At 45.6% G+C, this 21,436-nt stretch carries 16 protein-coding genes and 1 tRNA gene; 7 read left to right on the top strand and 10 right to left on the bottom strand.

Going from position 1 to position 21,436, the window contains the following annotated elements:
* Positions 1 to 38 precede the first annotated feature (38 nt).
* Positions 39 to 701 (bottom strand): uracil-DNA glycosylase, encoded by a 663-nt coding sequence (gene ung, locus BF9343_RS17405; protein WP_005798174.1) that lies wholly within the window; start codon positions 699 to 701, stop codon positions 39 to 41.
* 6 nt (positions 702 to 707) lie between these two features.
* Positions 708 to 1,745: an aspartate--ammonia ligase gene (gene asnA, locus BF9343_RS17400; RefSeq protein ID WP_005790904.1), complete on the bottom strand. Its 1,038-nt coding sequence runs from the start codon at positions 1,743 to 1,745 to the stop codon at positions 708 to 710.
* A 219-nt stretch (positions 1,746 to 1,964) separates the two neighbouring features.
* On the opposite strand from asnA, the gene BF9343_RS17395 reads away from it, so the two are divergent.
* A tRNA-Arg gene (locus tag BF9343_RS17395) sits at positions 1,965 to 2,036 on the top strand.
* Positions 2,037 to 2,091: 55 nt separating this feature from the next.
* Here the strand turns inward: BF9343_RS17395 and BF9343_RS17390 are convergent.
* On the bottom strand, positions 2,092 to 2,820 hold the full coding sequence (locus BF9343_RS17390) for an HAD family hydrolase (protein WP_005798173.1): 729 nt from the start codon (positions 2,818 to 2,820) through the stop codon (positions 2,092 to 2,094).
* A gap of 97 nt (positions 2,821 to 2,917) precedes the next feature.
* Between BF9343_RS17390 and BF9343_RS17385 the strand changes: the two genes are divergently transcribed.
* Positions 2,918 to 3,424, top strand: a complete 507-nt coding sequence (locus BF9343_RS17385) for a DUF5035 family protein (protein ID WP_005798172.1) — start codon at positions 2,918 to 2,920, stop codon at positions 3,422 to 3,424.
* 84 nt (positions 3,425 to 3,508) lie between these two features.
* Here the strand turns inward: BF9343_RS17385 and BF9343_RS17380 are convergent, their stop codons facing one another.
* From BF9343_RS17380 to lysS, 3 genes are all read right to left on the bottom strand, one after another.
* Positions 3,509 to 4,846 (bottom strand): glucose-6-phosphate isomerase, encoded by a 1,338-nt coding sequence (locus BF9343_RS17380; RefSeq protein WP_005790898.1) that lies wholly within the window; start codon positions 4,844 to 4,846, stop codon positions 3,509 to 3,511.
* Positions 4,847 to 4,893: 47 nt separating this feature from the next.
* Positions 4,894 to 5,889, bottom strand: a complete 996-nt coding sequence (locus BF9343_RS17375; RefSeq protein ID WP_005781396.1) for an NAD(P)H-dependent glycerol-3-phosphate dehydrogenase — start codon at positions 5,887 to 5,889, stop codon at positions 4,894 to 4,896.
* Positions 5,890 to 5,988: 99 nt separating this feature from the next.
* The gene (gene lysS, locus BF9343_RS17370) at positions 5,989 to 7,716 is read right to left on the bottom strand and encodes a lysine--tRNA ligase (protein ID WP_005790897.1); all 1,728 of its coding nucleotides are present in this window, start codon (positions 7,714 to 7,716) and stop codon (positions 5,989 to 5,991) included.
* Between the two features lie 107 nt (positions 7,717 to 7,823).
* Between lysS and BF9343_RS17365 the strand changes: the two genes are divergently transcribed.
* Both BF9343_RS17365 and BF9343_RS17360 read left to right on the top strand, forming a co-directional pair.
* Positions 7,824 to 9,215, top strand: a complete 1,392-nt coding sequence (locus tag BF9343_RS17365) for an MATE family efflux transporter (protein WP_005798170.1) — start codon at positions 7,824 to 7,826, stop codon at positions 9,213 to 9,215.
* A 188-nt stretch (positions 9,216 to 9,403) separates the two neighbouring features.
* Entirely contained in the window at positions 9,404 to 11,614 is a 2,211-nt protein-coding gene (locus tag BF9343_RS17360; RefSeq protein ID WP_010993482.1) for a patatin-like phospholipase family protein, read from the top strand.
* Between the two features lie 217 nt (positions 11,615 to 11,831).
* On the opposite strand, the gene BF9343_RS17355 is transcribed toward BF9343_RS17360, so the two are convergent.
* From BF9343_RS17355 to BF9343_RS17345, 3 genes are all read right to left on the bottom strand, one after another.
* Positions 11,832 to 12,323, bottom strand: coding sequence for an HU family DNA-binding protein (locus tag BF9343_RS17355; RefSeq protein ID WP_008657524.1), 492 nt, complete (start codon positions 12,321 to 12,323; stop codon positions 11,832 to 11,834).
* Between the two features lie 284 nt (positions 12,324 to 12,607).
* On the bottom strand, positions 12,608 to 13,177 hold the full coding sequence (locus tag BF9343_RS17350) for a Crp/Fnr family transcriptional regulator (protein ID WP_005790890.1): 570 nt from the start codon (positions 13,175 to 13,177) through the stop codon (positions 12,608 to 12,610).
* A gap of 40 nt (positions 13,178 to 13,217) precedes the next feature.
* Entirely contained in the window at positions 13,218 to 14,570 is a 1,353-nt protein-coding gene (locus BF9343_RS17345) for an MATE family efflux transporter (RefSeq protein WP_009292596.1), read from the bottom strand.
* Between the two features lie 165 nt (positions 14,571 to 14,735).
* On the opposite strand from BF9343_RS17345, the gene BF9343_RS17340 reads away from it, so the two are divergent.
* Complete coding sequence (locus BF9343_RS17340) at positions 14,736 to 15,365, top strand: cytidylate kinase-like family protein (protein WP_011203450.1); 630 nt, start codon at positions 14,736 to 14,738, stop codon at positions 15,363 to 15,365.
* A gap of 87 nt (positions 15,366 to 15,452) precedes the next feature.
* Here BF9343_RS17340 and BF9343_RS17335 read toward each other — a convergent pair whose 3' ends face one another.
* Positions 15,453 to 17,117 (bottom strand): putative transporter, encoded by a 1,665-nt coding sequence (locus BF9343_RS17335; RefSeq protein WP_005790885.1) that lies wholly within the window; start codon positions 17,115 to 17,117, stop codon positions 15,453 to 15,455.
* Positions 17,118 to 17,365: 248 nt separating this feature from the next.
* Here BF9343_RS17335 and mutA point away from each other — a divergent pair, with 248 nt between their 5' ends.
* Both mutA and scpA read left to right on the top strand, forming a co-directional pair.
* On the top strand, positions 17,366 to 19,264 hold the full coding sequence (gene mutA, locus BF9343_RS17330; RefSeq protein ID WP_005790884.1) for a methylmalonyl-CoA mutase small subunit: 1,899 nt from the start codon (positions 17,366 to 17,368) through the stop codon (positions 19,262 to 19,264).
* Between the two features lies 1 nt (position 19,265).
* Positions 19,266 to 21,413: a methylmalonyl-CoA mutase gene (gene scpA / locus BF9343_RS17325; protein ID WP_005790883.1), complete on the top strand. Its 2,148-nt coding sequence runs from the start codon at positions 19,266 to 19,268 to the stop codon at positions 21,411 to 21,413.
* The last annotated feature ends 23 nt before the right edge of the window (positions 21,414 to 21,436 follow it).

Here is a 21,436-nt window from a genome sequence, read left to right as displayed (position 1 = left end):
CGGCTGTTTATCGACTATCGTTTGATAGTTTGCTCTGTTTACCAGTTTATTTCTGTTTTTCCATGGGCTTTCAGGTATTCGTTTGTTTTACTGAAATGCTTATTCCCAAAGAAGCCATTGTAGGCAGAGAGGGGAGAAGGATGTGCCGAACTGAGTACCAAATGCTTGTTACGGTCAATGAAGGCACCTTTCTTTTGTGCATAACTTCCCCAAAGGATGAATACCAGATTTTCTCTTTCTTCGGCCAGGACACGGATGGCAGCATCTGTAAACTCTTCCCAACCGCGACGTTGGTGTGAACCGGCCTGGTGGGCGCGTACTGTCAGGGTGGCGTTCAGCAACAGGACACCCTGTTCAGCCCATCTTGTCAGGTTACCGGTGGACGGGGCTGGCGTGCCGATATCTTCTTTTATTTCTTTGAAAATGTTCACCAGAGAAGGTGGAAAGGCTACTCCGTCATTCACCGAGAAACAAAGGCCGTGTGCCTGACCGGGACCATGGTAGGGGTCCTGACCGATAATGACTACTTTTACTTTATCAAACGGACATAAATTGAATGCATTGAATATCAACTTTCCCGGAGGAAAGATCTGATACTGGCTATATTCACTTCTGACAAATTCAGTCAGTGTGCGGAAATAATCCTTCTCAAATTCTGGTTCTAAATGAGTTTTCCAGCTCTCTTCTATTTGTACGTTCATAGGCTATTAAATAAGGTGTATATTAAGGGCTGTACATTCACGACGCATTTCTTCTGGCCAGATACTTGCCTGAATCTCGCCGATATGAGCTTTGCGTAAGTAGAACATGCACAAGCGTGATTGTCCGATACCGCCGCCGATAGAGAGTGGAAGCGTATCATTCAATAATCTTTTATGGAAATAGAGTTCCAGTCTTTGTTCCTGATTCTCTTGCTTCACCTGGCGTAAAAGAGCCTCTTTGTCTACACGGATACCCATTGAGGACAACTCAATGGAGCGTTGCAGCACATCGTCCCAGAGCAACAGGTCACCATTCAGTCCGGGTAGGTCGTTCAACCCTTTGCTGGTATAGTCGTCATAGTCCGGGGCGCGTCCGTCATGTTTCTTGCCATCACTCAGCTTGCAACCGATGCCGATGATAAATACGGCTCCATACTTTTTACAGATGGCATGTTCGCGGCATTTAGGTTCCATATCGGGATACAACTGGCGTAATTCTTCCGAATGGATAAAGTGCAACTTCTGTGGCAGGCAAGGTTTGATTTGCGGGTACATTTCGTACACCATATATTCCGTACGGATCATAGCGGCATAAATGCGGTTTACGATCTCTTTTAAGAAGTCGGCATTACGGTCTTCGGCAGTAATTACCCGTTCCCAGTCCCACTGGTCTACATAAAGTGAATGCAGATTGCCCAGTTCTTCGTCCGAGCGGATGGCATTCATGTCCGTATAAATACCATAACCCGGTTCAATGTGATAATCTGCCAAGGTCAGGCGCTTCCATTTAGCGAGTGAGTGTACTACTTCCGCTTGTGCATCGCCCAGGTCCTTGATGGGAAATGAGACAGGACGTTCTATACCGTTCAGGTCATCATTGATACCCATTCCTTTGAGTACGAAGAGTGGGGCTGTGACACGGCGTAGACGCAGCTCCGAAGAAAGATTCAGCTGGAAGAACTCTTTAATTTGTTTGATGCCCAGTTCTGTCTGTTTCAGGTCAAGCAAAGGTTTATAATTCTGAGGTTTTATTAGGTAACTCATAGGTTTATTGATTGTTATTTGTCGGCAAAGATATGAATAATATCTATATCTGTATGAACAATAGGCTAAAATGTTATCAAATTGATCGTTTTATATAGCATAAGAGTTGCAAAATAATATTTGATAATATAGCGTTCGGTAGATGAATACTACAAAAAAAGGTGAATCATTAGGAAAATGCGAAGATTTTTTATACTTTTGTCGTCGCATAAAAACAATGCTCCTGTAGTTCAACGAATAGAATGTAGGTTTCCGGTACCTAAGATAAGGGTTTGATTCCCTTCGGGAGTACAAAGAAATGGCTGATAATTAAACAATTATCAGCCATTTTAGTTTTATTGGCCAATTAATGTAGGAGTCGGACTAATTTCTCCCAGGATTCACATAAGGCTTGCATTGAAGGGAATAATAAATCGGCACCGGCATTCAGCAGTATTTCCCCGTTCAGAGGTCCGGTGTTGACAGCAATGGTGAATATTCCGGCTTTATGTCCGGCTTCTACACCTAAAGGGGCATTTTCGATGACAATAGCTTCATTAGGTTTCAATCCTCCTTTTTCCAATGCCATCAGATAGGGTTCCGGATTCGGCTTTCCGTATTTGACATCGAAGGCAGTCACCATCAATTCCTGACGAAACATTCCCGGAAAGTTATGCTCGAGTCTATCCAGCAGTGAGGCTTGTCCGGAACCGGTAACCACGGTCGGGATGATACCTTCCGCTTTGATTTTTTGTAGTAATTCCCATGCACCCGGCATGCGTTCGGCTTGGGGATGCTTGTTGAATTCGATGCTCTTTTCGAGATAAATACTCTCTATTTCTTCTTGAGTGGCGTCACGTCCCAATTGACGTTGACATACGATGTTGATAGTTCCGGCCCCCGTACGGCCTTCGTGCATGTAAGCTTCTTCCCGACTTAAATTCAGCCCATGGGCCTTCATGGTCTTGTGCCATGCTTCGGCATGATAAGGCATGGAGTCGAAAAGTACGCCGTCCATATCGAAAAGCACGGATTTCAGTTGGATAGATTCATAATGATTTTGCTTGAGATATTGCGCAATTGCTTCCTGAAACATGATATATACCTATTGATTTGGAGTGCAAAGATACGATTATTTTGGTGAATCGAACAGAATATGTATTTTTGCAAAATCTATTAAGTGATATGATTGCATGAAAAAACTATTTTTCCCTTTACTGTCGTTATGCTTGCTGACTACCGCTTGCAAAGATTCTGTTCCAAGTCCTACGATCGAAATGCAGGGACTGTACGTCAATGACGGAGAGATGGATTATACCCGGCAAATGGAGGCCTTACCTCCTCTCAAAGTAGATGATGAACTCGAAATTTCATTGAAACTGGACGGCAATGGAGAGGAGTTGAATACGTTTCTGGTAAAAGAGGAAACTCCGGGTAGTAAAGAGACTGCTGTGGAGATTGATTTTAATGATTTGCCGGAAGAGACGCTCAGTGATGATAAAGAGTTTACGGATAAGGATAATGGCAAGTTAGGGTTTAAGGATGGAGTTTCTCAGACTCAAATAGGTATCAGGGCAAAGGTGCAGCAAGTGACCGAAGATGGAGTGAAACTTAAATTCTACCTTTTCTCCAAACCTGTTAATTGTGAAGGGGCCAAGTATGAATTGGAAATCAAAACTTCCGATAAACAAGACGATTGATCTGACGGATCGGTATATAATAGAAAAGAGCGATACTTCCGATAGTACCGCTCTTTTCTATTATATACCTGTTTTATTGGGCTCTTACAGTCTTGCCTGAATAGCTTTTGATTCTTCTTCGTATCCGGGTTTGTTCAGTAAAGCAAACATGTTCTTTTTGTATGCTTCTACACCCGGCTGGTTGAACGGATTTACGCCCAGCAGATAGCCGCTGATACCGCAAGCTTTTTCGAAGAAATAGAGTAATTGTCCGATGCTGAATTCGCTCAGTTCCGGAATCACGATACGCATATTGGGAACTCCTCCGTCTACGTGAGCCAATTGGGTTCCCAATTCGGCCATTTTGTTTACTTCGTCTACGCGCTTGCCGGCCAGGAAGTTTAAGCCATCCAGGTTAGCTTCATCCGAAGGTACTTCTAACTTATGGTTCACTTTGTCTACAGAGATCACTGTTTCGAAGATTGTGCGTTCACCTTCCTGAATCCACTGACCCATCGAGTGCAGGTCTGTAGAGAAATCGACTGCTGCCGGGAAGATACCTTTATTATCTTTTCCTTCAGATTCTCCATAAAGTTGTTTCCACCATTCGCTTACGTAGTGAAGCTTCGGGCAGAAATTAACAAGAATCTCTATCTTCTTGCCGTTCTTGTATAACTCGTTACGAGTAGCGGCATAAATCGCTGCAGGGTTTTCTGCGAAAGGAACATCGGCTCCACAAGCTTTCTCCATGTCGGCAGCACCGTTTACCAGTTGCTCGATATCGAATCCGGCTACTGCAATGGGCAATAAACCTACCGGAGTCAACACGGAAAAACGTCCTCCTACATTGTCAGGGATAATGAAAGATTTGTATCCTTCTTTATCTGCAGTAACGCGTGCCGCACCTTTCTTGGCATCTGTAACGGCTACGATTACTTTCTTTGCCATCTCTTTGCCGCGTTGATCTTCACACTGTTTCTTCAGTAGGCGGAATGCCAGAGCGGTCTCTGTAGTTGTACCGGATTTAGAGATATTGATTACACCGAATTTTTTATCTTTCAGAAACTCAGTCAGTTCGTACAGATAATCTTCACCAATATTGTGGCCGGCATAAATCATGACCGGTGCTGTTTTCTTTTCCTGTAACCAAGTGAAGCTGTTTGACAATGCCTCGATCACCGCACGGGCACCCAGGTAACTTCCTCCGATACCGGCTACGATCACTACCTCACAATTGTCTCTCAATACTTGTGCGGTAGCTTTCAGGTCGGCCAGGTGCTCTTTACTGATAGAAGAGGGCAGATGCAACCACCCCAGAAAGTCGTTACCTTTACCAGTGCCGTTTTCCAGCGCTTCCTGTGCGGCTTTTACCTGAGCTTCGTAGGCAGAAACCGATTCCTTGGAAATGAATCCAAAAGTTTTTTCAATGTTCAAACTAATCATATCTTTCTTTATTTAGGAGTTAAAGAGTTATTTGTCTGCTTTCTTGTTTATCTAAACGAGTCAGTCAGCAATTTTATTTCAATCATCGGAGATATGCGCTCATATAAGATGTTGTATACAGCATCCAGTATCGGCATATTTACGTGATGATGTTTATTGATTTCCTTAATACACTTTGTTCCATAATATCCTTCCGCTATCATCTCCATTTCGATTTGGGCACTTTTTACAGAGTATCCCTTACCGATCATGGTACCAAACGTACGGTTACGGCTGAAGTTAGAGTAGCCGGTCACCAACAAATCACCCAGATAAACAGATTCATCTACGTTTCTGTTTATCGGATGTACCGTATTTAAGAATCGATTCATCTCTTGGATAGCGTTTGATATCAGTACGGCCTGGAAGTTGTCTCCATATTTCAAACCGCTACAGATGCCTGCTGCTATGGCATATACATTTTTCAGTACGGAACTGTATTCAATTCCTATCACGTCATCGCTAACAGAAGTCTTGATGAAACTGCTGCCCAGTCGACGGGCAAAAACGCGTGCTTTATCCTTGTCCGGACAAGCGATGGTGAGATAAGAGAGACGTTCCAGAGCCACTTCTTCGGCATGACATGGACCGGCCAGTACGGCAATATTTTCGGGAGGAACGCCATATTCCTTGTTAAAGTATTCCGAAACAATCAGATTGTCATCGGGGACAATACCTTTGATAGCGGTAATAATGAACTTGTCTCTGATCCGTGTTTTCAGCTTTTTCAGGTGAGCTTTCAGATATGGAGAAGGGGTGACGAAGATTAGCGTATCAGACTCTTTCACCACATCGTTGATGTTGGAGCTGAAATTGATGCGCTTCATGTCGAACTTTACGCCTGTCAGATAGGCTGGATTATGCCCGAGCCGTTTGAAATCGGCGATGCGGTCGTCGCGCCGCATATACCAATTGATAGACTCTTCCTGAGCCAGACACATCTTTGCGATGGCTGTAGCCCAGCTTCCTCCGCCCATTATCGCTATCTTACCGGGTAATTTCATTTCTATAAATTAAGAATTAAAAATGAAGAATGAAGAATGGTGCAGGGAAGGCCGGAGGTCAAATGCTCCGGCTCCTCATCGCCATTCTTCATTCTTAATTTATTTAATTTTCTGTATCCACTCGGCTACATCGTTAACTGACGGATTGGTCAGTTCCAATTTGTATTTCTTGTTGATGCCACAAATATCCTGGTGGAATTTCTGCGGATTAACCTCTTTCATGTCGGCCACCTGATTGTATCCTGCTTTCTGGATGACAGGTACCCACTCTTCGGCAATGCCCAGTTCCATAAATTTGGAAGCACTGTCTTTCGGTACGACTTTCTCCGGACGCATCTGCGGGAAGAACAATACTTCCTGAATGGTCGACTGACCGGTCATCAGCATAGTCAGACGGTCCATACCAATACCCATACCCGAAGTAGGAGGCATACCATATTCCAATGCACGGACGAAGTCCTTATCGATGATCATCGCTTCATCATCTCCCTTTTCGCTCAGCTTCATCTGGTCTTCGAAACGTTCCAACTGGTCGATCGGATCGTTCAACTCAGAATATGCGTTACACAACTCTTTACCGTTTACCATCAACTCGAAACGTTCTGTCAGTTCAGGGTTGTCACGATGCTTCTTGGTCAGAGGAGACATCTCGATCGGGTAATCCGTGATGAATGTAGGCTGTATATAAGTGCCTTCGCAGAACTCACCGAAGATCTCATCGATCAGTTTACCTTTACCCATCGTATCATCGATTTCCATGTTCAGTTTCTTGCAAACTTCGCGAATCTGCTCTTCATTCATTCCTGTCAGATCGTAACCGGTGTGCTCTTTGATGGCTCCCAGCATAGTGACACGCTTATAGGGCGCTTTGAAATTGATGATGTTGTCGCCTACTTTTACTTCGGTAGTACCGTTTACGTCCAGACAGATCTTTTCGATCATTTTTTCAGTAAATTCCATCATCCAATTGTAGTCTTTGTAGGCTACATATATCTCCATACAGGTGAATTCTGGATTGTGTGTACGGTCCATACCTTCGTTACGGAAGTTTTTACCGATCTCGTATACACCTTCAAAACCGCCGACAATAAGGCGTTTCAGGTAAAGCTCACTGGCGATTCGCATGTATAAAGGAATATCCAAAGCATTGTGGTGAGTCATGAACGGACGCGCGGCTGCTCCTCCGGCAATGGCCTGCAGGATCGGAGTTTCCACTTCCATGTATCCCTTTGAGTTGAAGTATTCGCGCATGGAACTGTATACTTTGCTGCGTTTGATGAAAATATCTTTAACACCTTCGTTGACAGCCAGGTCGACATAGCGCTGGCGGTAACGCAATTCAGGATCTTCAAAAGAGTCGTAAGTTACGCCGTCTTTGTATTTAACAATAGGCAGTGGTTTGATCGATTTGGCGAGCACCGTCAGCTTTTGTGCATGGATACTGATTTCGCCCATCTGTGTGCGGAATACGAAGCCTTCGATTCCGATGAAGTCGCCTAAGTCGAGCAGGCGTTTGAACACAGTGTTGTACATTTCCTTGTCTTCTCCCGGGCAGATGTCATCACGGGTGATATATACCTGGATGCGGCCTTTAGAGTCCTGCAATTCAATGAAAGAGGCTTTACCCATTATGCGGCGGCTCATCATGCGACCGGCTACGGATACCTGGCGGGGTGTCTCGTCATCTTTGAATTCGGCTTTAATATCAGTTGAGAAAGCATTGGTTACATACTCTGCTGCGGGATAGGGTTCGATGCCCATCGCGCGAAGTTCATTCAGACTGTTACGTCGGATGATTTCCTGTTCACTTAGTTCTAATATGTTCATTTCGTTAGATATTAACTCAATTTTGGAGGCAAAAATACGAAACTTTTCTTAGAAATACGGCATTGTAACTCTTATTCTTTATTCTTCACCTTTAATTCTAAATAGATTTGTATCTTTGCACCCTCAAAATAATAGGTATGACAGGACAAAAGACGCCCACTGCGCTGGGCACCGAAAAGATTGGAAAACTCTTGATGCAGTATGCCATTCCGGCTATTATCGCTATGACCGCATCTTCACTTTACAACATGGTAGACAGCATTTTTATTGGTCACGGGGTTGGTCCGATGGCTATTTCGGGGCTTGCTCTGACATTTCCGCTGATGAATCTTGCGGCGGCTTTCGGTTCGCTGGTCGGAGTGGGGGCTGCCACGCTGGTTTCGGTAAAGCTGGGACAAAAAGATTACGATACGGCGCAACGTGTGCTGGGAAATGTATTGGTGCTGAATATCATCATCGGGCTTGCTTTTACGATACTTACCCTTATTTTTCTCGATCCTATCCTTTATTTTTTCGGAGGCAGCGACGAGACTGTGGGGTATGCCCGCGATTATATGAAAGTGATCCTTTATGGTAATGTCATTACCCATCTTTACCTGGGACTGAATGCCGTGCTTCGTTCGGCCGGTCATCCGCAAAAGGCAATGTATGCCACTATTGCTACAGTGGTTATCAATACGATTCTCGATCCTCTGTTTATTTACGGCTTCGGCTGGGGCATTCAAGGAGCAGCCATAGCCACTATCCTGGCACAGGTCATTTCTCTGATGTGGCAGTTCAGGCTATTCAGCAATAAGGAAGAGTTGCTCCATTTTCATCGGGGCATTTTCCGGTTGAAACGGAAAATCGTATTCGACTCGCTCGCCATCGGTATGGCTCCTTTCCTGATGAACCTTGCGTCGTGTTTTATCGTAATCCTGATTAACCAGGGGTTGAAAAAATATGGCGGAGATCTTGCTATCGGTGCGTTTGGTATTGTCAATCGTCTTGTTTTCTTGTTTGTGATGATTGTGATGGGGCTGAACCAAGGGATGCAGCCCATAGCCGGATATAATTTCGGCGCCCGGCTCTATCCCCGGGTGACCCGTGTGTTGAAGCTTACCATTTATGGAGCCACCATTGTAACAACTACGGGTTTCCTGATGGGAATGTTGATCCCCGGCTTGGCCGTATCTATCTTTACTTCCCACGAAGAATTGATCCGTCAGTCGGCCGAAGGACTTCGGATTGTGGTGCTGTTTTTCCCGATAGTCGGGTTCCAGATGGTGACGTCGAACTTCTTTCAAAGCATCGGGATGGCGAGTAAAGCTATCTTTCTGTCTATCACCCGTCAGGTGCTGATACTGATTCCCTGCCTGTTGATCCTGCCCCGGTATTTCGGTCAGACAGGCGTATGGGTAAGTATGCCTGTTTCCGACTTGATAGCCAGTCTGATCTCGGCAGGGATGTTGTGGTGGCAGTTCCGCTTGTTCCGTATCCATGGCAGACAGGCTGCCTGACTTCGGTGGCAACTGCCGGAGAACGTTGCGGCGTATACCATGCGGACCGTCTTCCTTCATGCACACCTTATTCTATTCTTTCGGTTGAAACAAAAATAAGGATTGACTACTTTCATGCCGGTGGGCTAAACAAATTGCAGCCGGCATTTGTCTTTTATCTGTAATGATCAGAAACCAATGTAGTAGTCATGAAAAAGCGAATCTGTTTTGTCCTTATCCTGTGTATCAGTCTGTTTGTTTTCTCACCTGTACATGCCCAGCAGCGTAAGAGTGTTGCTGTGGTCTTGAGTGGTGGAGGTGCCAAGGGAGTGGCCCACATCGGCGCTCTGAAAGTGATTGAAGAAGCAGGTATCCCTATCGATTATATTGTCGGAACCAGTATGGGGTCCATCATCGGCGGGCTTTATTCCATCGGTTATACTCCCCATCAGCTCGATAGCATGGTCAATCATCAGAATTGGCCTCTCTTGCTCAGCGACCGTATCAGTTGGGAAGACCAGACCATGACCGAACGTCAGAACTCGGAAACCTACGTCCTCTCTGTTCCTTTAAAGAAGAATCTGAAGGCCAATGTGTTCGGAGGCGTTATCAAAGGCCAGAATCTGGCCAATCTTTTTTCGGAACTGACAGTCGGTTATCACGACTCCATCAACTTCAATAAACTGCCTATCCCGTTTGCCTGTGTTTCGGAGAATATAGTAAACGGAGATGAAGTCGTATTTCATAACGGAGTGTTGGCTACCGCCATGCGCGCCAGTATGGCTATTCCCGGCGTATTCACTCCGGTGCGCCTGGGTGATAAGATTCTTGTGGACGGTGGCATGAAAAATAATTTCCCGACCAACATAGCCCGTACCATGGGAGCTGATGTCATTATCGGTGTCGATGTGCAGAATGATCTCCGGACTGCCGATGAACTGAACAACCTCAGTGAAATCTTCAATCAGATTATCAATCTGACCGGGCAGACCCGATACGAAGAGAATATCAAACTGGCCACTGTCTATATCAAGGTGGATGTGAAAGGGTATTCTGCTGCAAGTTTCAATATTCCCGCGCTCGATACTTTGGTGAACCGGGGCGAAGAGGCTGCCCGTGAACAGTGGACCGCTTTGCAAAAGCTGAAGAAGGGAATAGGACTGCCTGAGAACTATGTTGCCCCGCGTCATGGCCCGTTCAGTTCATTGTGGTCTTCGAAAGACATTTTTGTTAAGGAGATCACTTTTGACGGCATCGAGGATAGTGACAAGAAATGGATCATGCATCGCTGTCACCTGAAGGAAAACAGCAAGATGCGTATGGAACAGCTTTATGAAGCTCTGACCACCTTGCGCGGCAGTCAGGCTTACTCCAATGTCAGCTATAAACTGACCGACACCCCTCAGGGATATCAGTTGCACTTCATCCTGGAAGAGAAGTATGAACGTAATCTTAATCTGGGTATCCGTTTTGATTCGGAAGAGATTGCCTCGCTTCTGTTGAACGTCAGGAGCCGGCTCGATACGCGTGTTCCTTCGTGGGTTTCGGTGACGGGAAGGCTGGGAAAACGTTATCTCGCCCGGGTCGAATATACATTGGCACCGATGCAGATGCGCAATTTCAATTTTGCTTATCAGTTTGAGTACAACGATATCAATATCTACGATCACGGAAGGCGTTCCTATAACACTACTTATAAGTATCATTCGGGTGAGTTTGGATTCTCGGATGTATGGTTTCGCAACCTGCGCTTTGGCGCCGGGCTGAATTTTGAGTTCTTTAAGTATAAAGACTTTCTTTACAACACCGGCGGGCAGCGTCTGGAGGTGAAGCCCCAACACTTCTTCAGCTATTTTGCACAGTTGCATTACAATACGTACAACAAGGGATATTTCCCTTCCAAGGGGACCGATGTGCAGGGACGCTACTCGCTCTATACCGATAATCTGACACATTATAAAGGCCATGCTCCCTTCTCTGCCCTTGCGGCATCATGGGCCGGTGTCTTTTCACTGACCGATCGTTTTGCCCTGATTCCCTCTTTGTATGGGCGGGTGCTTATCGGTAAAAATATACCTTATCCGTATCTGAATGCCATGGGAGGCGAGAATTTCGGGCACTATCTGCCTCAACAACTTCCTTTTGCCGGCATCACGAATCTGGAGATTGTGGACAACTCTGTTCTGGTGACAAGCCTGAAGTTGCGGCAGCGTATCGGTAGCAAGAACTATGTCACCTTTACCGGAAACGTGGCTTTCCGGAATGATAACTTTTTTGATATCTGGGGAGCAAAACCGGTTTGGGGCGGTAGTGTGGGATATGGTTACGATAGTCTGTTCGGTCCGCTCGAGGCTTCTTTGGGATACTCCAGCAGATCTCACAAGGTGGGATTTTATGTAAATCTGGGATATGTCTTTTGATAAACCGGTTCGGGAACGAGACAGAGAGCTTGTCCCGGACCGGTCTCCTTTGCCGCAGACCACCGGATGACGCAGGCCTGAAGTTCAAGTCGGTTCGTCAGTTTACTCATGAATCCGGAGGGCTGCTGTCATCTGGCTGTAATGGGGTGTATCAGATTCCTCTTTTGATCGGGCAGAGATGCCGGACAAGCTCCATGTTTTTTATGCGGTATCCGTTTCATTCGTCATCGTCAGGAATGAACTCCGGTTCCTCTTCCCGAGTCTCTTCTTCCCTGATTGTTTCGGGTCGTAACAAGTCCTTTGGGAAATATTTGGATAGTGGGTAGCGAAAGAATTTCATCCGGCTGACACGTTGGGTAAACTTGCGGTCGGCAATGAAATATACTTTGGATACCCGTACCTCGTGAGGCAATACATCTTCCGGATGCTCGAAGCCATTGCTTGTAATGGAGGCATGAAACGATCCCAACCCTCTGATGGATACGGATTCTCCATTTTTCAATATCTCTTCTATCACGTCCGGCAGATCGGTGAGGATGCTCAATACTTCCCCTTTGCTTCGTGAACTGTTTGCCGAAAGGATTTCGGCAAGGTCTTCTTCGTTCTTGCCGCCTCTTTTCTGAAGTTTCCGCTGGATGGCAAAATAGAGTTCTCTGATCCCTTCGGCTGTTCTGAACTTTTTCTTTCTGACTAAATAAATGAGTCCCATAGTGCTTTGTATGAAAGGTTAATATGATTCGATGTACCGGTTACACAACTTGTACGTTACCAGTTGTACAACTCGTCGTATACCAGTTGTGCAACTCGTCATGTACCAGTTGTGCAACTCGTATTCGGTTCCTTACAAAGGTAACTAAAAAGAGATAGAAAGGAAAGAGATTGAGGACTAAATGGAGCGAATGATTGGTATAACGAGAGAAATATGGAAAGAGGAGTATGGCAAAGCCTCTGTTGAGGTCTTCACCCGCTCTGTCGCTGTGTCAAGCTCCGAAATTACATTTTCATTTCTCTCCGGATTCTGCTCAGCGACTGTGGTGTAATCCACAAATAAGAGGCTATATGCTTTAAAGGCACATTTTGTAATAGTTCGGGATGTTCTTTGATAAGGGTCAGATAACGTTCTTTAGCTTTGGGGCTTCCGGCGCTGATCAGCCAGTTTTCGAGGCTGAGCAGTTGCCGTTCCATCAGTTGCCGTCCCAGGTTGGCGAGTCCGAGCGATGAAGCATAAAGATTGTTCAGGGTTGATCCCGGAATACAGTAGGCTATGCTATCGCACATGACTTCAATCGTGATGTGCGATGCAGTATTTTCCACATATCCCCATACCGAAAAGGCAGCTTCGCCTGCACCGGCAAACCAAATGGTAGTGTCCACTCCATCTTTCAGATAATGGGCACGCCAGATGCCCTGCTTTATCAGATACAGATTTCCGTTTTTGGAGCCTTCATGGACGATGACTTCTTTCTTTTTGAAACGGATCTCCTCCATATAGCTGAGCAGGGTTTGCGTGTCGTTTTCTGAAAGATGATAGCTGTTTCTGAACTTTTCAATAAATGTTTCCATAAGACTCTTTGCATCTGTTTGAATGATGCAAAGATACGTATCATCGGCGAACGGCGAAAGAGTCCTTCAGGTAAATTCCGATAATAAGCAATAAGGTCAGCAGTTCGGCCAAAGGAACGGCCAGCCAAATGCCCCTTACTCCCAGCACCGGAGGCAAGAGCAGGAAACCTGCCAGCATGAACAATGTTCCCCGGAAAAGGGTGATGACAGTGGCGCGCCGGGCACGTTCGATACTTTGATAATAGCCGATGCCCACTATGTTGAGCGCAAAAAACAGATAGCCGACTGCAAAGTAAGGAATACCGTTTACCGCAATATCATAGGCTTGGTAGCTTTTATCGATAAACAGCCCGACTATTTGGTGATTGAATACCAGAGTGGCAGCAAAGAAAAAAATGCCGCAGCCTAAAGCTGTCTTCAATGCCAACCGGATGGTACGTGCGACCCGTCCCGGGTTCTGTTGTCCGAAATTATAGCTGATGATGGGTTGTGCCGATTGGGCGATGGCATTGTATACCATAAAAATGATAGGAAAGAAGTAACATACAATGCTGAATGCGGCTACACCGCTTTCTCCCAAATGGCTGATAAATACATAATTCCCCAGGAACATCATGCTGGCAATGGATGCCTCGCTGATAAAGGCGGAAGATCCCAGCCTGATCATGTAGCCGATGTTACGGCAGGTAAGCCGCATGCTTTTCCGGCTCAGCTTGATACGGTAAATACCTACGTTACGGGAAAAACGGAGGAGATAAATGAGTGTCATCAATCCGCCGACCATAGTGCCCAGGCTGGTGGCAAAAGCAGCTCCCATCATTCCCCAGCCCAATTGGAAAATGAAGACATAATCGAGTATGATATTGATAATGGCCGATACGGCGTTGCACATCATGGCATAGTTGGGCGATCCGTCCAGGCGGATGTAAAACATGCCGGCGCTTAGGAGCAGGTAGAATACGAGGAAAGGTACGTACCAATTCATATACTCCACCACCAGAGGCAACAACCGTTCCGAGCTGCCGAGTAATCGGCCGATAGGCTCTGCGAAATAGCAGCAGAGTGCCGATAGCACTAGAATAAGTAAGGCCGAAAAGGCAAGTGCCTGTGTGATGTTGATACTCGCAACTTTTCGTTTACCTTGTGACAGGTGAATGGAAGCTACAACAGATGCGCCCACTCCAAACATCAGTCCGATGCCGGTGGTTATCATAAATAGCGGAGCCGTGATGTTGACCGCTGCCAGGGCATCACTGCCTATACCTTTACCGACAAATATACCGTCGGTGATTACAAACACGGCGGAAAAGACCATTCCAAGTACTGTTGGAATCAATAATTTCCTGAATAGTCTCGGAATTTCCATATTTCCGAAGTCAATGCTGTCCTTCATAAAAACAATGTTTATTTTTTTGCGGCTGCAAAGATACGACTCTGAAAATGGATAAAAGTTACCAATTGATAAGAAATGCGGCACTCTGTATATTGGTACATTATTTATTTTCTTCTTTCGGAAATAATGTGTATGTTTGCTATTGAACCAATATACAAAAGTACTATGAATGGTAATTATGTCATCAATATCGGCCGTCAGTTGGGCAGTGGCGGAAAAGAGATCGGAGAAAAATTGGCAGCCAGGTTAGGCATCGATTTCTATGATAAAGAGCTGATTAATCTGGCTTCGGAGGAAAGCGGACTCTGTCGGGAGTTTTTCGAGAAAGCCGACGAGAAAGCCTCTCAGGGTATTATCGGCGGGTTGTTTGGGATGCGTTTTCCTTTTATTAGTGATGGTGCCATGCCTTGCACCAATTGCCTGAGCAATGATGCTCTTTTTAAAATCCAGAGTGATGTCATCCGGCATCTTGCGGCAAATAAATCCTGTGTGTTTGTGGGGCGGTGTGCCGATTACATCTTGCGTGAACATCCCCGTTGTGCCAATATTTTCATTTCTGCTTCGCAAGAGGATCGTATAGCCCGTCTGTGTCGCATCCACGGAATTTCTGAAGAAGCAGCCGCAGAAAAAATGAATAAGGCGGATAAGAAGCGTTCAGAATATTATAATTACTATAGCTATAAAACCTGGGGAGCAGCTGCGACCTATCATCTTTGCATCGATTCTTCGGTATTGGGAATTGATGAAACGGTAAGGTTTATAGAAGAATTTGTGGTGAAGAAACTGGCTTTGTAATAGAAGCTGTTACCATATAGAAATGGCCAATTACTATGTAAATAAAAACATGGTAACTGGCCATTGCTGTATCAGGGTGTATAGTTATCACATCATTAGCAACAATATCATTTGTCCCGCAAGGATACGGAGAAACATCGATAGCGGATATACGGTAGAATAACCTACTGCCGGTGCGTCGCTACCGGTTGCCTGATTGGAATAGGCCAATGCGGGAGGGTCGGTATTGCTACCCGCAATCAATCCCATCAGCATGAAGTAATTGATTTTATAATACGAACGTGCTATGACCCCGATTATCAGCAAAGGAATAATCGTGATCAGGAAACCGCAACCTACATAAAGCAGACCATCTCCATGGATTACCGTATCCACGAAATTTGCTCCGGCTTCGATACCTACACTGGCAAGGAAGAGAACGATACCGATTTCACGTATCATCAGGTTGGCGCTTTGAGTTGTATAAGTTACCAGATGTAGTTTGTGTCCGAAACGTCCTATCAGAATGGCTACCACCAGCGGTCCGCCGGCAAGGCCGAGCTTGACAGGAGTCGGCATACCCGGAAATGCAATGGGAAGACTACCGCACAGGATACCCAGGAAGATGCCCACAAACAATGTGATAATGTTCGGTTCGTTGAGGCGTTTCAAAGAGTTACCAAGCACGCTGGCTACCCGTTCTACAGCGTCTTCGGAGCCTACTACCATGACACGGTCACCCACTTGCAGTATCAGGTTGGGGTTAGCAAACAGGTCGACACCCGAACGGTTGACACGGGTAATGTTGACATTATACATGCTGCGGAAGTTCAGCATACCGAGCTTCTTTCCGTTTATTTCCGGTTTGGTTACCAAGATACGACGTGATACCATCGGCATATCCTGTTTCTCCCAGTCTACTTGCACTTCGCGTCCGATAAAGGCTACAATGGCATCTGAATCTTCTTCTGAACATACCACAAATAACTGGTCATTCTGTTCCAGGATAGTGCCGTGGTTCGGAATGCTGACGTGCCCGTTTTTACGGATGCGCGAACAAACAAACGGACGTCCGAGGAAGCTGCTGATTGTGCCCAGGGTTTTTCCGTAGATGGCTTCGTTGTGTACTTCCAGACTCATAAGGTGTGGCTTGTGGTGAGTGCCGTCAGTCTCTTGATTCCAGTTCTCTTCTTCTTTGGCGAAGTTGATGCGGAAGATGTAACGCACTGCGATGATAGAGCCTATGATACCTACTACTCCCAACGGATAAGCACAGGCATAACCTAATGCAATCTGCGGGCCGGAGTAACTCAATTGATTCAGTGCTTCTTGTGCGGCACCGAGTCCCGGGGTGTTTGTGACTGCGCCGTACAGGATACCTACCATCATGGGGAGCTCGATTCTGCCTCCCAGAATGAAATAGAGCGCCATTGCTACGGCAATGTTCAATACCACAATTCCTACGGCCAGCATGTTTAGGGTCATTCCGCCTTTCTTAAATGAAGAGAAGAAAGAAGGCCCCACCTGAAGACCGATACAGAATACGAACAATATCAATCCGAATTCGCGGATGAAATGTAGGATATGGGTATCGCCTGTGAAGCCAAAATGTCCCATTAGGATGCCGGCAAACAAAACAAAGGTAACCCCTAAAGAGACTCCGAAGATCTTGATCTTTCCCAAATAGACACCTGCCGCCACTACGAAAGCGTAGAGGAAGACGATGTGGGCTACGGAGTTGGGGTTCCATAATAAATCTTGTAACCAATCCATAATATAGTAGTTTATAATTTTATGTAAACGGGTGCAAAATTAGCTATAACCTCGGAGGTAATCAAATATTTGCCTGCCTTTTATTTGGGGAAGTCACAGGGGTAGCAGGTAGTGCGAATTTTCCCTAAAAAAAGCGTGAGGTTTAGAGTATTTCAGTATATTTGCAAGTCGCAATCTTACATTTTGATTAAAGAATTAGAGACATAAATTGAGATAACAATCTTATTTTAATTTAAAATAAATAAACTATGGCAGACAGTAAAGAAAAACTCTTCTCAGATTTTTCTCCTGTTTCCACCGAGAAGTGGATGGAGAAGGTCACAGCTGACCTGAAAGGAGCTGATTTTGAGAAGAAACTCGTTTGGAAGACAAACGAAGGATTCAAGGTAAAACCTTTCTACCGGATGGAAGACCTGGAAGGACTTAAAACAACCGATGCGCTTCCCGGAGAATTCCCTTATTTAAGAGGCACGAAGAAGAATAGTAATGAGTGGTTGGTTCGTCAGGAGATTAAGGTGGAATCTCCGAAAGAAGCCAATGCGAAAGCTCTGGATATTCTGAACAAAGGCATCGATTCTCTTTCTTTCCATGTAAAAGCAAAAGAACTCAATGCGGAATACATTGAGACATTGTTGAACGACATTTGTGCAGAATGTGTTGAACTGAATTTTTCTACCTGTCAGGGACATGTAGTGGAGCTTGCCGATTTGTTGGTAGCTTATTTCCAGAAAAAGGATTATGATTTGACGAAGTTGCAAGGCTCTATCAATTATGACTTCTTCAATAAGATGCTGGCCAAAGGCAAAGAAAAGGGAAACATGGTGCAAACAGCCAAAGCCCTGATCGAGGCTACTGCACAATTACCCAAATATCGTGTGCTGAATGTGAATGCACTGACCCTGAATAATGCGGGTGCTTATATTTCTCAGGAACTGGGATATGCATTGGCATGGGGCAATGAATATATGAATCAGTTGACTGAAGCCGAGATTCCCGCTGCCATCGTGGCTAAGAAAATTAAGTTTAATTTTGGTATCAGTTCTAATTATTTCCTTGAAATTGCAAAATTCCGTGCTGCCCGTATGTTGTGGGCGAACATTGTGGCTTCTTACAATCCCGAATGTCTGCGTGATTGCGAAAACAAGGGACCTAACGGTGAGTGCCGTTGTGCTGCCAAGATGAAGGTACATGCCGAAACATCTACTTTCAATCTGACATTGTTTGATGCTCACGTGAATCTGCTTCGTACACAAACAGAAGCAATGTCTGCTGCATTGGGAGGCGTAGATTCAATGACGGTAGTTCCTTTCGATAAAACCTATGAAACTCCCGATGAATTCTCCGAACGTCTGGCCCGCAACCAGCAGTTGCTGTTGAAAGAAGAATCACACTTCGATAAAGTGATTGACCCGGCAGCCGGTTCTTACTATATTGAAAACCTTACGGTATCTATCGCTAAGCAGGCATGGGAAATCTTCCTTGCCGTTGAAGAAGAAGGCGGCTTCTATGCTGCTTTGAAAGCCGGTACTGTTCAGGCGGCTGTAAACGAAAGTAACAAAGCGCGCCATAAAGCGGTGGCTCAGCGTCGTGAAGTCCTGTTGGGTACTAACCAGTTCCCTAATTTCAATGAAAAAGCCGGTGATAAGAAACCGGTAGAAGCGACTTGTTGTTGTGGCGGGCACGATACTTGCGAAAAAGATGTTGCTACATTGAACTTCGATCGTGCTGCAAGTCAATTTGAGGCATTACGCCTGGAAACGGAAGCCAGCGGCAAACGTCCGAAGGCCTTTATGCTGACAATCGGTAATCTGGCTATGCGTCAGGCACGTGCACAATACTCTTGTAACTTCCTGGCTTGTGCCGGATATGAGGTGATTGATAATCTTGGTTTTGAAACGGTTGAAGCAGGCGTGGAAGCAGCGATGGCTGCCAAAGCTGATATTGTGGTGCTTTGCTCAAGCGATGACGAATATGCAGAGTACGCTATTCCGGCCTTCCGGGCCTTGAACGGTCGTGCCATGTTCATCATTGCCGGAAATCCGGAATGTGCCGAAGAGCTGAAAGCTGCCGGTATCGAGAACTTCATCCACGTACGTGTCAATGTACTGGAAACGCTTAAAGAGTTCAACGCTAAATTATTGAAGTAAGATGAGAAAAGATTTTAAAAACTTAGATATCTACGCAGCATTCCAGCCCGCTAACGGTGCGGAATGGCAAAAGGCTAACGGAATCGAAGCCAACTGGAAGACTCCGGAACACATCTGCGTAAAGCCTGTTTATACCAAAGAAGACCTTGAAGGAATGGAACACCTGGACTATGCTGCCGGTCTTCCTCCCTATTTGCGTGGTCCGTATTCAGTGATGTATACTCTTCGTCCCTGGACTATCCGCCAGTATGCCGGATTCTCTACAGCTGAAGAGTCAAATGCTTTCTATCGCCGTAACTTGGCTTCCGGACAGAAAGGTCTGTCGGTTGCGTTCGACTTGGCTACACACCGCGGCTATGACCCCGACCACGAACGTGTGGTAGGTGATGTGGGTAAGGCCGGTGTATCCATCTGTTCACTCGAGAATATGAAAGTCTTGTTTGATGGTATCCCTTTGAACAAGATGTCCGTATCTATGACTATGAACGGTGCTGTACTCCCGATCATGGCATTCTATATCAATGCCGGACTGGAACAAGGAGCTAAACTCGAGGAGATGGCCGGTACGATCCAGAATGATATTTTGAAAGAATTTATGGTGCGTAATACTTATATTTATCCACCTGCATTCTCAATGAAAATCATCTCTGATATTTTTGAATATACCTCACAAAAGATGCCGAAGTTCAACTCTATCTCTATCTCCGGTTATCATATGCAGGAGGCTGGTGCGACAGCCGATATCGAATTGGCTTACACATTGGCTGACGGTTTGGAATATCTCCGTGCAGGTGTTGCCGCAGGTATCGATATTGATGCTTTTGCTCCGCGTCTCTCTTTCTTCTGGGCCATTGGAACGAATCACTTTATGGAAATTGCCAAAATGCGTGCAGCACGTATGTTATGGGCGAAGATTGTGAAGCAATTCAATCCGAAGAACCCGAAATCTCTAGCACTGCGTACGCACTCTCAGACTTCCGGTTGGTCATTGACAGAACAAGATCCGTTCAACAATGTGGGACGTACTTGTATCGAAGCCATGGCTGCTGCACTGGGACATACCCAGTCGTTGCATACCAATGCTCTCGATGAAGCTATTGCTTTGCCGACAGACTTTTCTGCACGTATTGCCCGTAATACTCAGATCTATATTCAGGAAGAGACTTATATCTGCAAGAACGTAGACCCGTGGGGTGGATCTTATTATGTGGAATCTCTGACCAATGAATTGGCTCACAGTGCTTGGGAGCATATTCAGGAAATCGAGAAGTTGGGAGGTATGGCAAAGGCTATCGAGACCGGTATTCCGAAAATGCGTATCGAAGAAGCGGCTGCCCGTGCACAAGCACGTATCGACAGCGGATCGCAGACCATTGTCGGTGTAAATAAGTATCGTCTTGAAAAAGAAGATCCGATTGATATTCTTGAAGTAGACAATACTGCTGTTCGTAAAGAGCAGATCGAGAACCTGAAACGTTTGAAAGAAGGTCGTAATCAGGCCGAAGTGGACAAGGCACTGGCCGCTATCACTGAATGTGTGAAAACCGGTAAGGGCAATTTGCTCGAGTTGGCGGTAGAAGCTGCCCGTGTTCGTGCTACATTGGGTGAAATCTCGTATGCTTGCGAACAAATAGTAGGACGTTATAAAGCAATAATCAGAACTATATCAGGCGTGTATTCATCAGAAAGCAAAGGCGACGCTGACTTTAAGCGCGCTTGCGAACTCACTGAGAAGTTTGCAAAGAAAGAGGGACGTCAACCCCGTATTATGGTTGCAAAGATGGGCCAGGACGGTCACGATCGTGGTGCCAAAGTAGTAGCTACCGGATATGCCGATTGTGGCTTCGACGTGGATATGGGACCGTTGTTCCAGACTCCTGCCGAAGCAGCTCGTGAGGCGGTAGAGAATGATGTTCATGTAGTGGGAGTTTCTTCGTTAGCGGCCGGACACAAGACCTTGGTTCCGCAGATTATTGAAGAACTGAAAAAACTGGGACGTGAAGATATCGTAGTAATTGCCGGTGGTGTAATACCTGCTCAGGATTACGATTTCTTGTATAAAGCTGGTGTGGCTGCTATTTTTGGTCCGGGTACTCCGGTGGCCAAGGCTGCTTGTCAGATTCTGGAAATCCTGATGGATGAGGATTAAAGACCATCTTTAAAGAATGACAA

This window comes from Bacteroides fragilis NCTC 9343, from assembly GCF_000025985.1.
GTDB classification, from domain to species: Bacteria; Bacteroidota; Bacteroidia; order Bacteroidales; family Bacteroidaceae; genus Bacteroides; species Bacteroides fragilis.
This window is presented reverse-complemented; position numbering and strand designations above follow the sequence as displayed.

Excerpts from the sequence above, each read along its gene's own strand:
- scpA (WP_005790883.1), top strand. The coding sequence starts at position 19,266 with ATGAGAAAAGATTTTAAAAACTTAGATATCTACGCAGCATTCCAGCCC.
- lysS (WP_005790897.1), bottom strand. The coding sequence starts at position 7,716 with ATGAACATATTAGAACTAAGTGAACAGGAAATCATCCGACGTAACAGT.
- BF9343_RS17360 (WP_010993482.1), top strand. The coding sequence starts at position 9,404 with ATGAAAAAGCGAATCTGTTTTGTCCTTATCCTGTGTATCAGTCTGTTT.
- mutA (WP_005790884.1), top strand. The coding sequence starts at position 17,366 with ATGGCAGACAGTAAAGAAAAACTCTTCTCAGATTTTTCTCCTGTTTCC.
- BF9343_RS17345 (WP_009292596.1), bottom strand. The coding sequence starts at position 14,570 with ATGAAGGACAGCATTGACTTCGGAAATATGGAAATTCCGAGACTATTC.
- BF9343_RS17380 (WP_005790898.1), bottom strand. The coding sequence starts at position 4,846 with ATGATTAGTTTGAACATTGAAAAAACTTTTGGATTCATTTCCAAGGAA.
- BF9343_RS17340 (WP_011203450.1), top strand. The coding sequence starts at position 14,736 with ATGAATGGTAATTATGTCATCAATATCGGCCGTCAGTTGGGCAGTGGC.
- BF9343_RS17390 (WP_005798173.1), bottom strand. The coding sequence starts at position 2,820 with ATGTTTCAGGAAGCAATTGCGCAATATCTCAAGCAAAATCATTATGAA.
- asnA (WP_005790904.1), bottom strand. The coding sequence starts at position 1,745 with ATGAGTTACCTAATAAAACCTCAGAATTATAAACCTTTGCTTGACCTG.
- ung (WP_005798174.1), bottom strand. The coding sequence starts at position 701 with ATGAACGTACAAATAGAAGAGAGCTGGAAAACTCATTTAGAACCAGAA.
- BF9343_RS17335 (WP_005790885.1), bottom strand. The coding sequence starts at position 17,117 with ATGGATTGGTTACAAGATTTATTATGGAACCCCAACTCCGTAGCCCAC.
- BF9343_RS17385 (WP_005798172.1), top strand. The coding sequence starts at position 2,918 with ATGAAAAAACTATTTTTCCCTTTACTGTCGTTATGCTTGCTGACTACC.
- BF9343_RS17355 (WP_008657524.1), bottom strand. The coding sequence starts at position 12,323 with ATGGGACTCATTTATTTAGTCAGAAAGAAAAAGTTCAGAACAGCCGAA.
- BF9343_RS17375 (WP_005781396.1), bottom strand. The coding sequence starts at position 5,889 with ATGAAATTACCCGGTAAGATAGCGATAATGGGCGGAGGAAGCTGGGCT.
- BF9343_RS17350 (WP_005790890.1), bottom strand. The coding sequence starts at position 13,177 with ATGGAAACATTTATTGAAAAGTTCAGAAACAGCTATCATCTTTCAGAA.